This window comes from Carnobacterium sp. CS13 (genome assembly GCF_016653495.1).
GTDB lineage: Bacteria > Bacillota > Bacilli > Lactobacillales > Carnobacteriaceae > Carnobacterium_A > Carnobacterium_A antarcticum.
Map to the genome: position 1 here is coordinate 2101132 of NZ_CP067364.1, position 16135 is coordinate 2117266.

General features: G+C 38.0%; 17 protein-coding genes. 8 read left to right on the forward strand and 9 right to left on the reverse strand.

Annotated features, from left to right (window positions below; genetic code table 11):
* Positions 1-7: 7 nt before the first annotated feature.
* Positions 8-277 carry an ACT domain-containing protein gene (locus JHE06_RS09895; protein WP_058919195.1) on the reverse strand — a complete coding sequence of 90 codons (270 nt, stop codon included), beginning with the start codon at positions 275-277 and terminating at the stop codon, positions 8-10.
* Between the two features lie 270 nt (positions 278-547).
* On the opposite strand from JHE06_RS09895, the gene JHE06_RS09900 reads away from it, so the two are divergent.
* Positions 548-1066, forward strand: a complete 519-nt coding sequence (locus JHE06_RS09900; protein ID WP_058919196.1) for an LURP-one-related/scramblase family protein — start codon at positions 548-550, stop codon at positions 1064-1066.
* Between the two features lie 51 nt (positions 1067-1117).
* On the opposite strand, the gene JHE06_RS09905 is transcribed toward JHE06_RS09900, so the two are convergent.
* The gene (locus JHE06_RS09905) at positions 1118-1681 is read right to left on the reverse strand and encodes a GNAT family N-acetyltransferase (protein ID WP_201088656.1); all 564 of its coding nucleotides are present in this window, start codon (positions 1679-1681) and stop codon (positions 1118-1120) included.
* A 183-nt stretch (positions 1682-1864) separates the two neighbouring features.
* On the opposite strand from JHE06_RS09905, the gene JHE06_RS09910 reads away from it, so the two are divergent.
* The 3 genes from JHE06_RS09910 to JHE06_RS09920 all read left to right on the forward strand — a co-directional run bounded on the left by JHE06_RS09910 (position 1865) and on the right by JHE06_RS09920 (position 4769).
* Positions 1865-3319: an amino acid ABC transporter substrate-binding protein/permease gene (locus JHE06_RS09910; protein WP_201088657.1), complete on the forward strand. Its 1455-nt coding sequence runs from the start codon at positions 1865-1867 to the stop codon at positions 3317-3319.
* Positions 3312-4043 (forward strand): amino acid ABC transporter ATP-binding protein, encoded by a 732-nt coding sequence (locus JHE06_RS09915; protein ID WP_201088658.1) that lies wholly within the window; start codon positions 3312-3314, stop codon positions 4041-4043. Before JHE06_RS09910 ends, JHE06_RS09915 begins: the two co-directional genes overlap by 8 nt.
* Before the next feature lie 369 nt (positions 4044-4412).
* Positions 4413-4769, forward strand: coding sequence for an iron-sulfur cluster biosynthesis family protein (locus JHE06_RS09920; RefSeq protein WP_201088659.1), 357 nt, complete (start codon positions 4413-4415; stop codon positions 4767-4769).
* A gap of 325 nt (positions 4770-5094) precedes the next feature.
* On the opposite strand, the gene JHE06_RS09925 is transcribed toward JHE06_RS09920, so the two are convergent.
* From JHE06_RS09925 to JHE06_RS12375, 4 genes are all read right to left on the reverse strand, one after another.
* Entirely contained in the window at positions 5095-6222 is a 1128-nt protein-coding gene (locus JHE06_RS09925) for a cation:proton antiporter (RefSeq protein ID WP_201088660.1), read from the reverse strand.
* 214 nt (positions 6223-6436) lie between these two features.
* Positions 6437-8209, reverse strand: a complete 1773-nt coding sequence (gene uvrC, locus JHE06_RS09930; RefSeq protein ID WP_058919202.1) for an excinuclease ABC subunit UvrC — start codon at positions 8207-8209, stop codon at positions 6437-6439.
* A gap of 150 nt (positions 8210-8359) precedes the next feature.
* Complete coding sequence (locus JHE06_RS09935; RefSeq protein ID WP_201088661.1) at positions 8360-8620, reverse strand: hypothetical protein; 261 nt, start codon at positions 8618-8620, stop codon at positions 8360-8362.
* Positions 8621-8648: 28 nt separating this feature from the next.
* Complete coding sequence (locus JHE06_RS12375) at positions 8649-9833, reverse strand: 3D domain-containing protein (protein WP_058919204.1); 1185 nt, start codon at positions 9831-9833, stop codon at positions 8649-8651.
* A 156-nt stretch (positions 9834-9989) separates the two neighbouring features.
* On the opposite strand from JHE06_RS12375, the gene JHE06_RS09945 reads away from it, so the two are divergent.
* From JHE06_RS09945 to JHE06_RS09955, 3 genes are all read left to right on the forward strand, one after another.
* Complete coding sequence (locus JHE06_RS09945) at positions 9990-10469, forward strand: nucleoside 2-deoxyribosyltransferase (protein ID WP_058919205.1); 480 nt, start codon at positions 9990-9992, stop codon at positions 10467-10469.
* A 267-nt stretch (positions 10470-10736) separates the two neighbouring features.
* The gene (locus tag JHE06_RS09950) at positions 10737-11417 is read left to right on the forward strand and encodes an MFS transporter (protein ID WP_201088662.1); all 681 of its coding nucleotides are present in this window, start codon (positions 10737-10739) and stop codon (positions 11415-11417) included.
* Positions 11418-11432: 15 nt separating this feature from the next.
* Entirely contained in the window at positions 11433-11900 is a 468-nt protein-coding gene (locus tag JHE06_RS09955) for an MFS transporter (RefSeq protein WP_201088663.1), read from the forward strand.
* Between the two features lie 65 nt (positions 11901-11965).
* Here the strand turns inward: JHE06_RS09955 and JHE06_RS09960 are convergent, their stop codons facing one another.
* Together JHE06_RS09960 and brnQ are read right to left on the reverse strand one after the other, a co-directional pair.
* On the reverse strand, positions 11966-12727 hold the full coding sequence (locus JHE06_RS09960; RefSeq protein WP_201088664.1) for a MerR family transcriptional regulator: 762 nt from the start codon (positions 12725-12727) through the stop codon (positions 11966-11968).
* Positions 12728-12829: 102 nt separating this feature from the next.
* The gene (gene brnQ / locus JHE06_RS09965; RefSeq protein ID WP_201088665.1) at positions 12830-14191 is read right to left on the reverse strand and encodes a branched-chain amino acid transport system II carrier protein; all 1362 of its coding nucleotides are present in this window, start codon (positions 14189-14191) and stop codon (positions 12830-12832) included.
* A 165-nt stretch (positions 14192-14356) separates the two neighbouring features.
* On the opposite strand from brnQ, the gene JHE06_RS09970 reads away from it, so the two are divergent.
* Positions 14357-15322 (forward strand): LacI family DNA-binding transcriptional regulator, encoded by a 966-nt coding sequence (locus JHE06_RS09970; RefSeq protein WP_236253577.1) that lies wholly within the window; start codon positions 14357-14359, stop codon positions 15320-15322.
* A gap of 118 nt (positions 15323-15440) precedes the next feature.
* On the opposite strand, the gene JHE06_RS09975 is transcribed toward JHE06_RS09970, so the two are convergent.
* Positions 15441-16121, reverse strand: coding sequence for an amino acid ABC transporter permease (locus tag JHE06_RS09975; RefSeq protein WP_058919210.1), 681 nt, complete (start codon positions 16119-16121; stop codon positions 15441-15443).
* Positions 16122-16135 lie beyond the last annotated feature (14 nt).

Genomic DNA, 16135 nt, shown 5'->3' on the forward strand with positions numbered 1-16135 from the left:
TCCTCCTTTAAAGTTTATGCATTGCGTCAAATATTTCTTGCTTTTGGATCGTGACTTTTACGCCTGACTCTTCGCCAGTAGCACGCAGCCGTAATTTAACTTCATCAAAAGGCTGATTTGCTGTTCCAACTTCACAAATGAGCATCATTGTAAAATACCCATCTAAAATCGTTTGCGAAACATCTAAAATATTGATATTTAACTCCATCAAAGTTTGGCTAACTTTGGCCACGATTCCCACTTGATCTTTTCCAATTACCGTTACGATAGCTTTCATGTTTTTTTACTCTCCTTTTTTATCTTTCGATTTTTCGTTCTTTGTTGTTCCTAGTATACAAAAAGGAAACCAACAAGTGTAGCGTAATTTTTGGGCCCCTTCGTTTTTTATAGTATTTTTGTTATAATGAAATTAAGGAAACCTATATCTTGTTAAATAACTAACTCTTTCGTCTTTTTAAACAGTCCTTTATTAGAAAACTAAGGGCTTGTTTTTTCTCTTCACGACAAATCGAACGACAATGAACGATCAACTTGAGGTGATTAAAAAATGGTACATCTTTATATGAAACAAGCGTATGTATCTATTCAAAATCGAATTATCGTTAAAGATGAAAAAGGAAAAGACATCTTTCTTATTATTGGAAAATGGGGCAGAATCGGTGACGGGCTTTCACTCTATGCAATGGATGGAACCTTGCTGGTCGAAGTAAAGCAAACGGTCTTATCGCTTTTCCCTAAATTTGATGTCTATGTTGCCGGGAAAAAAATTGCTTCCATTACAAAACATCCTGGAATAAAAGGACCTTATTTTAAAGTCAGCCGGTTAAATTGGCTCGTAACGGGTGATTTTTATAACCACCATTATCGTGTCCATCACCCGACTCGTCCCGTTATGACAATGGAAAAAGCATATTTAGCTTTTGGTGATTTTTATGCTTTAAGCGTTAACCAATCCCAAGACGTTCCTATTTGTTTGTGTATCGCGGTCATTGTAGACCACTTGACTCTGACACGCTTGCCTGCTGCAGCCAAGCGCGCAAAAGGACACTTTTATCAACCAATATAAACCATTCATTTCAGCTTCTGTTTTTGAAAATCTTCAAAAGCAGAAGCTTTTTTAAGTTAACGAGAGTTGCATATGGTCATATGCGGTACCGCTCAACGTACACTCTCCAACTTTTTGGTACCCTGCTTTTTGGTACAAGTGTTTAGCTGGTTGGTTCTTTTGATCACAATTTAAGCCGATAAGAGTCTCACCCTGTGCTTTAGCGATCTCCGGAAGAGCAGCTAACAATTCTGTAGCCACACCCTGTCCTCGATAAGCAGCATCGGTTACTAGTGTGTCAAGATACCATTCGCCAGGATGCGTTTCTGTATCTTGGAATAAATGGCCGTCTTCCAATCCTGCTGCTTGCGTGACTTCTATAAATGCTTGGTCTATTTCGGGTTCCAGTTCGCCTTTGTATCCAAAAGCAGTTCCTGCAATGTTGCCATCTCGCAGACAGACGATTGCACGCCGGTAACTATAACGATAATTTTCATTCAGCACAGCTTCTTTCATGAGCGCCTTCAAACGATTTTCCGATGCTTGCTTGAGCAGCGGCAGCTCCATATCTTCTAATACGATCCAAACTAATGCTATCAATTGATCAATATCTTCTTTTACAGCTGGTCTGATCATTGTTTTCCACACTCCTCAAAATCTTTTTACAACTATACCTAAAATAGGTTTTTATTTCAAATGGTCTTTCAGGATTCATTCCTATTTTTTTATGTCAGGTTTCCTAACACAGCAAGATAACATAGCAGTTGCAAATGGCTTCACTTTAAATTAAAATAATAACTTATACAGGAGGGGAAATTTATGAAAAAGCACAAACGCTCAATGTTTTTGGTCGCACTAATGATGATAGTAGGAGTATGTTTTTCAATGGCATATCCTATGGATGCTTCTGCAAAAACAACAGATGGAAAATACCTTATCGGAACGGATGTAACCTTTGCTCCATTTGAATACCAAACGGCCGATGGAGAATACGTTGGAATCGATATTGATATTTTAAATGCCATTGCTGAGGATCAAGGTTTCGAATATGAATTAAAACCTTTAGGATTCAGTGCCGCACTACAAGCTTTAGAATCCAACCAAATTGATGGAATGATTGCTGGAATGAGTATCACAGATGAGCGTAAAGCTTCTTTTGATTTCTCTGATCCATACTTTGAAAGCGGGGTCGTCATGGCCGTTGCTGCTTCAGATGACGAGATTACCAGCTACGAAGATTTAGCTGGAAAAACAGTTGCAGTCAAAACAGGTACGACTGGATCTGCTTTTGCAGAGTCCATTCAAAAAAAATACGGATTTAAACTGAATACCTTTGAAGACTCCGCTAATATGTATGAGGATGTTCAAGCTGGTAATTCAGATGCCGCCTTTGAAGATTATCCAGTCATGGCTTATGCACTTAATAATGACCGTTTAAAATTAAAATTGCCGACTGAAGCAGAACCTGGCGATAATTACGGTTTTGCAGTGAATAAAGGAATGAATCCCGAATTGATCGAACAATTCAACGCAGGATTGATCAATATCCGTGCAAACGGAACATACCAAGAGATTTTAGATACTTATTTAGGCGAAAATTCTACAGCTGCTGCATCTAATATGGGTTTCTTCGCATTGATCAAAGAAAATAGCGGCGAACTTTTAAAAGGATTAGGCCAGACCTTATTGCTGACGCTTATTGCTTTTGTGATCGCTACGATCGTCGGTGTTGTTTTGGGACTCTTTAGCGCTTCACCGAATACGGTTTTGAAATGGATCGCTTCTATTTATGTGGATTTGTTCCGCGGAATCCCTTTAATCGTTTTAGCATTTTTTGTTTACTTTTCTATTCCGCAGCTCTTTGACTTGCGTCTTTCAGCCACTGTTGCCGGAATCATCACATTAAGCTTAAATACTGCTGCTTACATTGCAGAACTTGTACGCGGAGGCATCCAGGCTGTTGATAAAGGCCAACTGGAAGCAGCTCGCAGCTTAGGGTTGCCTTACAACCTTTCTATGCGCAAAATAGTGCTGCCACAAGCTATCAAAATCATGGTGCCTTCATTTATCAACCAATTTGTCATCACGTTAAAAGATACGTCTATCTTGTCCGTGATCGGTCTCGTTGAATTGACACAAACCGGAAAAATCATTATTGCTCGGACATTCTCATCTGGCGATATGTGGTTGATCGTTGCTTTGATGTATTTGATCGTGATTACTGCTCTAACGAAATTTTCAAATTACTTGGAAAGGAAGTTGAACAATGCCTAAATTAAAAGTTGAAAACCTTAAAAAAAGTTTTGGTCAATTAGAAGTATTAAAAAATTTAAATGTTGAGATCAAAGAAGGAGAAGTGGTCTGCATCATTGGGCCGTCCGGTTCTGGAAAAAGTACTTTCTTACGTTGTTTAAATCAATTAGAAGAAATTACAGGCGGAAAAGTAATCATCGACGATTATGACTTAAGCGATCCTTCTCAAAACATCAATAAAGTGCGCGAAAATATTGGGATGGTTTTCCAGCATTTCAATTTGTTCCCTCATTTATCTGTCTTAGAAAACATTACCTTGGCTCCTAAAGAATTAAAAAAAGAAACCGATGCAGAACTTAAAACTAGAGCTCTAGGGTTGTTAGAAACGGTCGGTTTAACTGAAAAAGTTGACGATTATCCCAATTCTTTATCAGGAGGTCAAAAACAACGTGTGGCCATTGCCCGTGCGTTGGCAATGCAGCCTGATATTATGTTGTTTGATGAACCGACGAGTGCATTGGATCCAGAAATGGTTGGGGATGTTTTAGAAGTCATGCAAGTGCTTGCCAACCAAGGGATGACAATGGTCGTTGTCACTCATGAAATGGGCTTTGCTAAAGAAGTGGCTGACCGCGTTATTTTTATGGATGGGGGCTACATTGTCGAAGAAGGTACGCCCGAAGAGATCTTCAATCATCCCAAACACATTCGTACTCAAGACTTCTTAAATAAAATTTTAGTTTAGAAAATCCTTTGTTCCACAGGAGCAAAAAAGGTTCTATGGTTTTGTGCCATAGAACCTTTTTTCATTTGTTTTTTAATCATTAAACGGCTGCTTTGTTAAATCGTGTTGGCGACTCTCTTAGGTGTTGAAATTTCCTCCGAAACTTACGTGTTGCTTGTGGAAAGCCATGGAACCTCCTAGAGCCTTGGATATCGCCATGATTTCACGGTTATAGAATGCAATCATTTCACTTACCCATACCAAAAATAATAAACCCTATTAATCATGAGGATAAAATCTACTCTTTAAGCTGCTGCAGTGGACTTTCATCCTTTTCCGCGATACTATTGTATAGAGTAGCAGAGTAAGAGTATCGAAGGAGTGTTTGATATGTTTTTAGAAATAACAGAAGCTGCACAGCAACGAATTTCAAAAGCACAAACTCTCAATCCAGGGAAACTAGTCGTTTACTATGAATCTCGGATTGGCTGTGTTTGCGGGAATAATGGTATTTTCACTTTAAAATTAACCCAACAAGAAGATCCTGAATTAGATACAACTCTCGCCAGTTCGTTAGGCGACTTGCCGATTCAAGGTTGGAGTTTAGACTTTTTAGATGAACAATTGACATTAAATTACCAAAAAGAAAAAAACACTTTGGTTTTAAAAGGTGCAAGCGGATTAATTAATCCTAATGTGTTGATTACAGATGATACAGGCTCTTCAGTCTTTTTAGCTGTACGTTAAAAAACAGCTCTTTGTCAGATCGTGTGGGTGACTCTTAGGGAGTTGGAATTTTCTCCGAAACTTATGTTTTTGCTTGTTGAAGGCCATGGGATCTCCTGGAGCCTTATAGTCTCCAGGTTTTCAAGCCTCAAACGAAGCATAAGCGCTTCGTAATTCGCATTGAATCCTCTTCATAGCTGCAAGCAGCCACTATTTCTCCAAAAATTTCAAGTTTATAGCATACAGTCATCTCATTTATCAACGTCAAAAATGATAGAACCAAAAAAGCCAGCTCTGTGAGCTGACTTTTTTTATAACTTAGAAAACAAAACGTATTCTTAATCATTTATTTGCTGAAAAACACTTTCAATAGTGGCGGCGTTACAAGCGTTGTAATGATAACCACAATAATCATAGGCGTATAATAAACGACAGGAATCAACTGATTTTCTAATCCCATAGCGATAACGATTAAAGCTACTTCTCCTCGTGAAACCATTCCTGCCCCTATCCCCATTGAAGAGTGGGTATTGAATCCAGACAAGCGAGCACCTAAACCTGCGCCCACGAATTTTGAAGCAATCGCAATTACTGAAAAAACAAGCGTAAAGACGATTTGGTTGCTTAGTCCAATGAACGAAACAGAGATCCCGATGCTGGCAAAAAACACTGGAACAAAAATACCATAAGCAATCGATTCTATCTTGCTTTCAACTTCTTTTTTATATTCTGTTTGTCCAATGGCAATCCCAGCAATAAAAGTACCTATAATACCAGCTACTCCTAAATATTCTGCAAATAAAGCAAAAGCAAAACAGACGATCAGTGATCCGCTTAACAAAGACTCAGTAACTTTTAATTTTGAAAACAGCCCTATAAAAGTAGGAACCAACCATTTCGAAATCAACAGACTGATGACAAAAAACAGAATTTTTTCAACTAGTAACACAACTAGATTAACGTTCGTTCCCATAAAGAAGCTCATATCTAATGCCAATAGGATAACAACAACGATATCATCTATTACAGCGGCGCCTAGCAAGGTAGAACCTTCCCTGCTCTGCAACCAGCCAAGCTCACGCAATGTCTGTACAGAAATACTGACAGAAGTGGCTGATAGAATCAAACCTAAGAAGATAGATTCAGCAACAGAAAGACCATAACCGTATCCTCCTATGAACCCACCGACAATTGGAAACAAAATCCCTCCAGCAGCTACGAATAATGAAGACTTTTTGTTTTTATTCAAATCAGTCAAATTCGTTTCCAAACCTGCTAAAAACATCAGCAATAAAACTCCAATATCACTAAATACTTTTAAAATTTCAGTATCTTGTATCCAACCTAGCATAGCCGGACCAATAACGATCCCGATGATGATTTTCCCTAAAACAGAGGGCTGCCCTAAACGAATACTGACTTGTCCCGCCAGTTTTGTAGCTAATAAAATAATTAAAAATTGTAAAATAAACATTTCGACACTCCTATTACTATTTCAAACAAAAAAAGATGATTCTGGCCTACCCGAATTTTCAGTTTTCATTCAATTATTTTTACCTTTTACAGTATACTTTATGTCAGGCTTTTTAGGGATAATTTTCTGCATTAATTGAATAAATTTAACAAAACAGAACAAAAAAACGCTCTTTTCTACAATGAAAATTGAAGAAAAGAGCGTTTTTCTTAGCTTAATCTAATTCTGCTTTGATTCTTTCAGCTGTTTTGATTGGAATACCCAAACTTTTGATTTCTTCCACACTTGCTTCTTTAGCTTTCTTTAACGATTTAAAGTGTTTCAAAATTTTAGTTCGTGTTTTTGGTCCAACGCCCTCGATTTGATCTAGTTTTGAGGACAAACTATTTTTACTGCGTAATTGACGATGGAAAGTAATGGCAAATCTGTGGACTTCATCTTGGATCCGCTGCACCAAATAAAACGCTTGGCTGGTTGGTTTTAATTCGATTTTCTCATGCTTTTCTCCATAAATAAGCGATGATGTCCGATGTTTATCGTCTTTCACCATGCCGGCTACAGGAATAGCCAATCCCAATTCATTTTCGAGGATATTGATAGCTGCGTTTACTTGGATTTTACCGCCATCCATTAAAATCAGATCCGGCAACGGCAAGTTTTCTTTAAGCAATCGTTCGTAGCGTCTCCGAACGACTTCTTCAGTTGTCGCTAATTCATTGCTTCCGTGAACGGTTTTGATTTTATATTTACGGTAATTGCTTTTGTCAGGACGGCCATCTTCAAAAGAAACCATGGCTGACACAGGATTTGTTCCTTGTATATTTGAGTGGTCAAAAGCTTCAATACGGCTAATAAATGGTAAATTCATCGCTGCCGATAATTCTTTTACTGCTCCAATTGTTTTTCGATCATCTAGTTCAATCAAATTAAATTTTTCATTTAATGTGATTTCACTATTTTTAGTAGCCAAATCCAACATATCTTTTTTTCGTCCTCTAATCGGAACCTTGACTGAGACTCCTAGAATCTCTGCTAAGATTTCCGTATCGACTTCTTTAGGTACCAATATTTCTTTTGGCACAATGTGATTTTCTTCTTGATAAAATTGAACGATATAAGAGGCTAACTCTTCTTGCGGCGAATCGTAACAAGGAAAGATAGCGGCTTCTCGTTTGATCAATGTTGCTTGGCGAATAAAAAAGACTTGAATAGAGATCCATCCTTTATTCATATAATAACTAAAGACATCCCGTGTTGTTGGGTCATTAGTGATTATATTTTGTCTTTCCACTGTTGTTTCAATGTAATGGATCTGATTGCGGTATTCCGCTGCTCGTTCATACGCTTGTTCACTGGCAGCCTCTAACATTTTTTCATGCAATTCTCTTTTTATTTCTTTTACTTCCCCATTTAAAAAGCGTTTGATATTATCAATTTGTGCTTCGTATTCCTCTACCGGAACTTCATGATCGCATGGGCCTAAGCATTGGCCCATATGGTAATACAAGCACGCTCTTTTTTGGTTCCCATTGCATCTTCGAAGCGGATAAATCTTTTGGATAAAATGTTGCGTCTCGCTCGCTGCGTAGACGTTTGGATATGGACCAAAATAAAGTCCCCCATCTTTTTTAACCTCAGATGTAATGATCAATTGAGGATTGCGTTCATTGGTAATTTTAAGGTAAGGGTAGCTTGTCCCTTGCTTTAACTTAATATTGTATTTGGGTTGATGTTTTTTGATCAGTGTAATTTCCAATAGAAGCGATTCTTTATCTGTTGAGGTAATAATGGTTTCAAAGTCGACGATTTCTCTAACCAGCAACTCTGTCTTGCCTTCATGTGTTCCCCTAAAATAAGAACGGACACGGTTTTTTAAATTCTTTGCTTTCCCAATATAAATAATTTCTTTTTCACTGTTTTTCATTAAATAGCATCCAGGTAATTCAGGAAGCAACAGTAATTTATTATTGATATGATTGTTGATCATTCTCTTAATCCCCCATCGCTTTGCTTTACATAAGCCAATTAATTTTACAGCCCTTTGACCAAATTGTAAAGTTTCTTGCTTTGTTTCTCTATCTAATGTCCATGAATACTAAAACAACGATAGAAGCTTTGGCTTCTATCGTTGTTTTGTTTACTTTTTAGTTTGGCTAAATAAATACAATTGATTAAATGAATTGTAATCACAATAGCCGACTAGTACTTCTTTGTAACGGTAACTATCGCCTAATTTAATGGTTTCGTTTTGAACTTTCTCATGAATATCTAAAGCTATTTTTTTGTATAATTCGTCTATTTCTTCATTCGATATAGGACCGTACGCGGCTTCCCATGCTTCTAAAAAAGCAGCTTCGTCTTTTTCTTGGTAAAAATCAATATCTACTTGTTCAGCCAATTTCTTCACCTGTTCTTTCTTTTAGAAATTAGTTTAACACTTTAATGGTTACTGTTTTTCTTCCCCAAGCAAAAGCTTGTTCGACTGATGAGAAGTGGACATCGATTTTGTTCCCTTTAATCGCTCCGCCTGTATCGCCAGCGATGGCTACACCATATCCTGGAACTTCCACCATTGATCCTAATGGGATCACACGCGGATCTACAGCGATAACCATTGGTGTGCTTCTTAAATCGATCCCAGTAGCTGTATGTGTGCTTAATCCTGCTTCAGCCGTAGAGTAGCCTGTTGCAGATACAACTAGTGTTTTGCCTGTTGAAGCTGCTGGAGCAGATTCAGCTGGCTGCTTCGCTTCTGTTTTCGGACTAGCAGTTTCAGTTGTTTTAGTTTCTGCTGGTGCAGCTTCAACTTTTGCTTCTGGTTTCACTTCTGCAGCTTCTTTTGTCGCTTCTGCTTTTGCTTGACCAGCAGCTTGACTAGCTTTTTCTTTTTCTGCTTTGGCAGCTGTTTGCGCTACTTTGATTTTTTCAGCAGCAGCTTCTTCTTCAGCTTTTTTAGCTTCAGCAATTCTCGTTTCTTCTGCTCTTTTCTCACTGTCTAATTCATTCAAAATATCTTGGTTTTCATCCATCGTTTTTTGTAAACCAGCCACTTGTTTATCTAAATCAGCTTTTTGTTCTTCAGCTGCTTGTGTTTGGTTTTCTAACGCGATCGCTTCTTCATTTAATTTTTCCTTTAAATCAGCTAACTTTTCTTGCTCTTCTTCTGCCAAACTCAATTGATCATTTCCAGCAGTTTGCAAAGTTGCTAAGATATAAGCCCGATTAAATAAATCTGAAACACTTTCTGATTCAAATAATGAAACAATCACATTTTGATTAACTTCAGAAGTTTGAATGGTTTGCAGACGTTCTTTAGCTTGATCAACACGTGCTTGAACAACTTCTTCTTGTTCATCGATCTCAGTTGAAGTCTGTTCAATGTTTCCTTTTTTCTCTTCTATTTTCGCGTTTAAATTTTCAAGTTCAGTATTCTTTTCGTTTACTTTAACTAATGTTTGGCTGACTTCGCTATCTAATTTTGCCATTTCTTCTTGTTTGGCTTGTTGTTTAGATGTAATTTCGTCTAACGTTGCAGCAAATGCAGTACTTGGACTAACAGTAATCAATAAAAAGGCTATTATTGAGCTTGCAACTAATTTACCAATTTTCACAGATTGACAACACCCTTCATTATTATTCCTTCGTTTTTAACTCCTCAATAGTATAACGGATAAAACCTCTTAGTATATTTCGGACGGATTACTTTTTATTACAATCGCAATTTAAGGTATACTGTTTTTGTAACAATCGTATTAGGAGGAATGTAAATGTTAAAGAAAGCTTATTTTGCCAGCCCTTTATTTTCTGAAATGGAAGTGATGTACAATAAGTATGTCGTCAGTGAAATAAAAAAAACTTTCTCGGATTTAGAGTTATATGTGCCCCAAGATCAAGAAGAAATCAATGATAAAAACGCTTATGCCGATTCAATCATGATTGCTAAACTTGATACAGACCAATTGCTGAGTTGTGATTTTATGATAGCTGTCTTAGATGGAGCTGCTATTGATGTTGGTGTGGCTACTGAAATTGGCGTAGCTTACCAAGCGGGGATCCCAATTATTGGTCTCTATACCGATTCAAGACAGCAAGGCGCAACTAATCAAAAGAAATTAGACGCCTTGCAAGAAATCGCTGAATCCCAATTTTCTTATATCAATCTTTATACTGTTGGAATCGTTAAAACAAACGGAACCATTGTCAATACGATTGATGAATTAATTAAGGCTATTACGCCTTATTGTTAAATTCCAGCTTTTTTGTAACATTCACGTTACATTTAAAAGACTAAAAAGTCTTTACAAAACGGATTATCGCCACAAAACAAGTTTATACTAACTTGTTTTGTGGCGATAATTATTTATTATGAAAGCTTTTCAGAAATAAAATGATCATTATGATAAAAAAGTCCAAATTTTTCCTTATCTAAGGGTACACTGTTTTTAATAACAGAATAACAGACGCTATCAAACTTTATTTTAATAGTTAATTCCTATTTGGAGGTTTTCATACTTATGATGACGCTGCTTTTAATGATTATCTTTACTTCTTTTATTAGTTTAGGCTTACCCGATTCTTTACTAGGTGCTGCATGGCCTGTAATGCATCTAGATTTAGGTGTTCCTTTGGCAAATGCCGGCAGTCTTTCTATGGTTATTAGCGGAGGATCGATTCTCTCCAGTCTCTTCAGCGGAAAATTGATTGCACGTTTCGGTACCGGGAAGTTGACATTGATCAGTGTCCTTATGACAGCAGTGGCACTCTTCGGCTTTTATTCACTGCTTTCTTTTTTCTGGTTGGTTATTGCTGCTATCCCACTTGGCTTAGGCGGCGGAGCAGTTGATGCCGGCTTAAATAATTTTGTTGCGCTGCATTACCGAGCACAATATATGAACTGGCTTCATTGTTTTTGGGGCGTTGGTGCAACAATAGGCCCAATTATTCTTGCTTACTTTATAGGCCAGAATAACCAATGGCGAAAAGGTTTCCTTGCCATTTCAATTATTCAATTTATTTTAGTCGTCATCCTATTTCTCTCTCTCCCTTTATGGAAAAAAGTCGAAACGGATTTGTTAGAAAGCCAACCTGAAAGCAAAAAGAATGAATCTAAAAACTTATTTAAAGTTAAAGGGATTTTTCCTGCCTTAATTTCTTTTTTTTCTTATAGTGCTGTGGAAACGACTGCTCATGTCTGAGGGAGCAGCTACCTAGTGAATTATCAAGCTATCCCCGCAAAAACTGCTGCAAATTGGCTTTCCTTGTTTTTTGTCGGCATTACTTTGGGACGCTTCATTGCCGGATTTCTTACGATAAAAATAACCAGCAAACACTTAATGAGAGCTGGATCACTTGCTATTCTAGCTGGCAGTCTTTTAATGATCCTTCCATTGCCATCTATCTTTTTAATGATTGGTTTGATATTGATTGGATTAGGCTGTGCGCCTATTTATCCTGCTATGGTGCATGAGACACCTCAGCGTTTCGGGAAAACTCTTTCTCAATCCATTATTGGATTTCAAATGGCTTTCGCAGGCATTGGCAGTATGGCGATGCCTTTGTTTTTCGGTTTTTTGACAACAAAATTCAGTATGTCTATTTATCCTTATTTTCTCTTGATTAGTGCCCTCCTTATGATCGCCAGTACAGAACGTATCAATTACTCTTCTAAAAAAGGATAAAGTACAAATAAGACAGAACAAAAAGGAGCGTGTTCTGTCTTATTTCATGTTACCTTATGAAGCATCTAGTTTTTAGTAAATTGATTGATTGCATCTCTTAAAAAAGCAGCTGCTCCTTTGCCAGCTCTCTCATCATAATAAGCTGTGAAACGTTCATCGCTAACATACATTTCAGCTAAATTACGATGAGCTCCCCTAGAATAATCAGGCCAAGTAAAACTTAACCATTTTTTGTGCAATTCAGCGATATGCTGTGCTGCATCACTTGAAGCATCTCCGTCTATCATAGCTGCAGCCAATTTTTGTTGTATCGTTTCATCCAATTCTTGCCATTCAGCAAACTGCGCTTCACTCATCCCTGCAAATTTTTGATTGGATTGATCAACGGCTTTTCCTCCATAAGTCTTTCTCACTTCTTGCCCATATGTTGTTTCATTTTCATCGATTATTTTTTGTTTGAATCCTTCGAATTTTTCGTTATCGGTCATTTGTCTTTCTCCTCTCTTGTCTGCTAAGGTCTTCTCAATCGTTAATAGCAACGTATCTAATTGTGCTTTTTTCATTTTCAGTCGCTGTTGATGCAGCAGTAAAGCTTTTTCTTGATCAAAATCAGCTGCCAAAACAATTTCTTTGATTTCTTCTAAAGGCATTTCTAAATTCCGATAAAATAAAATTTGCTGCAATAAGGCTACTTCTTCCGTTCCATAAATGCGGTAGCCAGATGAGCTCACTCGTTTCGGCTTCAACAAACCGATTTGATCATAATAACGTAACGTGCGTCCGCTCACTCCAGCAATTTTGCTCAATTGGTTGACTGTATAGTCCATTCCACCCCTCCTTTCCTTTAACTAGCCTTAGTTTAAGCCTTGACGTAACGTCAAGGTCAAGCATAAAACAAAAAACCGGCTAAAAAAGCCGGTTTTACAGAATCAATGGATCATTTTCGGATTAGGTTTCGTTACTAAACTGATCAGCCAGCCAATGATCAAGCCGACCGTTGCCGGCAGTATCCAGCCCATGCCGCTATCGAAAAATGGCAGATAATGACTATAGAAATTCAAAATGGTCTGTACTCCATCCAAATTATGGATAGGCTCTGGCAAAGCATTTAACATATCGGCAATACTGACAAAAATAGTCAAAAGAGTGGTCATGCCATAAACAATTTGCCGATTTTTGAATAAAGGCGAAAGCAAAGCTAACAAAATCAACGTAATCGCCAACGGGTACAAGAACATCAATACCGGGATGGAATAAGCGATGATCTTAGTCAATCCGACGTTCCCAACTAAACAAGCGACAGCGCTAAAAAGAATGACGTAAGCTTTATAACTGATTGAATTTGGAAACATCTCTCGGAAGGTTTCTGCACAAGCAGTGATCAAACCAATCGCGGTTTTAAGACAAGCTACCGTAACGATGATGGCTAATAAGACACTGCCGAATGAGCCGAAGTAATAACGCGCAATCTGCGTCAGCGCTATTCCTCCATTTTCAGAAACCGGAAACTGACCGATACTCATCGTACCGAGATAAGATAAGCTACCATAGATGACTCCCATTAAAACAAGACTGATCAAACCTGATTTGATCGTATCTTTCGCAATCGCAGCCGGTTTAGTAATGCCCATTCCTTTGATCGTTTGAACAACAATAATTCCAAAAGCTAATGATGCTAAAGCATCCATGGTATTGTACCCTTCGGTAAAGCCGCTGGCGAATGGCGCCGTTGCGTACTCACCTGTGATAGGTGCTGTCGCAATTCCTCCTAAAGGTTTTATAAAGGCCGTAATCATTAAAATACCTAAAAACACTAGGAAAATCGGATTTAATACTTTTCCTACATAAACTAAAATTTTTGTCGGCTTCAACGAAAACAGTAGTGCTGCTCCAAAAAACAACAATGTAAAAATAGCTAACCCTAACGTTTGGTATTGATTGCTTATATAAGGCGACAAGCCGATTTCATAAGATACTGTACCGGTTCTTGGCAATGCAAAAAATGGTCCGATCGTTAAGTAGAGAGCGATGGTCATAAAATACCCATAATAAGGGTGTACACGACTAGATAATTCGAACAACCCATTACTATTGGAGACACCAATAGCTACGACTCCTAAAAACGGGAGACCAATACCCGTCAATAAGAATCCCCATGTGGCCCAGCTGACGTTAGCGCCTGCCAGTTGTCCCATGTGAACTGGAAAAATTAAATTTCCAGCTCCAAAGAATAGTCCAAAGAGCATTGAACCAAGATAAAAATAAGAAGATAGCGATAACTTTTTTTCCATAGGACATTCCTTTCTAAATGCATTTTACTTAGTTCTGACTATAACGTTTTTTAGATGTCACTTCAAGAAGCAATTTGCTTTTTTCAACACTACCTTTAAAAATAGTAATTTGGTATACTAAAATCAATGAGTAACCAACTAGGAGGCAGGAATAAGTTGTCTAATATGCAAGATATTGCAAGAAAAGCCGGCGTCTCTTCAGCTACCGTTTCGCGCGTCATCAATCAAAGCGGATATGTCAGCAGTGAGACACGAAAAAAAGTTGAAGCTGCTATTCAGCAAATGGATTATGTTCCGAATAGCCAAGCCGTTTCTTTAAAGACCGGTTCAAGCAAAACACTGGGCATTGTGGCTTCTAACTTCTCGGACACCATGATGGTTCTTGTGCGAAGCTTTACCCTCGCTGCTCAGCAAGAAGGATATACGGTAACTTTTTATATCACTGACGAAGACAAACAAAAAGAACTCGATGTGTTAGAAATGCTACGCGGAAAACGATTGGATGGCATTTTTTTATTGATTCGTTTAAATGACTGGTCGGCTATTGAGCCGTATGCCAAGTACGGTCCAATCGTTACTTGGCAACGGGTCGACTCAAATCATATTGCTTCCGTTTATATGGACCAATACCACGCCTATACATTAGGCTTAGAACATCTATATGCCAGCGGATGCCGGTCGATCGTAAATTTATATAGCAATAGTCATGGGTTAAATACAAAAAGCCGCATTAAAGCTTATGAAGACTTTTGCACTCGGCACCTTTTACCAGCTCACTCAGCTGATTTATTTATGGGGTTAAACACTAGTCGTGATGGAGAACGTGTCGCACAGTGGTGGCTGGAACAATCGGTTAAACCGGATGCTTTTATGACCAGTTCTGATTCTGTAGCTGCAGGACTTGTGACTCAGGCTCAACGCTTAGGCTGTCATTTACCTGAGGATTTTTCAGTGATTGGTTTTGACAATATTGAAATTTCTCGTTTACTAGACATCTCAACGATCGATTACCCCGTTGCTAAACAAGCTAAAAATGCTTTTGCCTTGATTTTCCATCAGCTGACTAATAGAGAAGTCTTTTTAGAACCCTTAGATTTTCAGTTGATTTCGCGCAAAACGACCAAAAACTGAAAGGTTCTCTTCATTGGATAATTGAACATCTTATTAACCGAGTAAAGGCCGGTTTCTCTTTTTTAGAGGAACCGGCCTTTGCCCTTTATATAGACACTCTACCAAATCCATCAGATTTTTAATTGGTATAAACTGCCGTCTTCTTTTCCAAATAATTTTGGAAAATCGTAAACAAACTACAAATGGCCCAATACACAAGAGCAACTAAAATATACATGGTCATATAATCAAACTCACGGCCGCCAACGATTTTTGCTTGTTGAAAGATTTCAGGAACCGTAATCATTGCTGCTAGAGAAGTTCCTTTGATTAGATCCAGTAAGACATTGCTTAATGGCGGAACAGCAACACGCATAGCTTGCGGAACAATTACTTTGCGCATGATGAAAGACCATTTCAACCCTAATGCATAAGCCGCTTCCCATTGTCCTTTGTCAATGGAAGCTAAAGCAGAACGAATGATTTCAGCAATATAGGCACTGGAACTCAAACTGAAACCGATGACGGCTGCATTGATAGCTTCAAATTGAATGCCGATAAAAGGGAAACCAAAGTAGAGAATAAACAGAAAAACCAATGTTGGCGTTCCCCGCATAAATGAAATATAGATTTTTGCGATTATTCTTAAGGGCTTAAAAGAAGACATCCGCATAATTGCTAAAAGAAATCCTAGCAGTGTCCCAAAAATCATACTGCTAACTGAGATTCCTAAAGTGTAACCTAACCCTTTCAAAACATAAGGCAAGCTGTCGAGGGCTAAAGCAGGATCAAAAATGTATTGCCATTGGATATCAGACATTTTCTATCACCTGC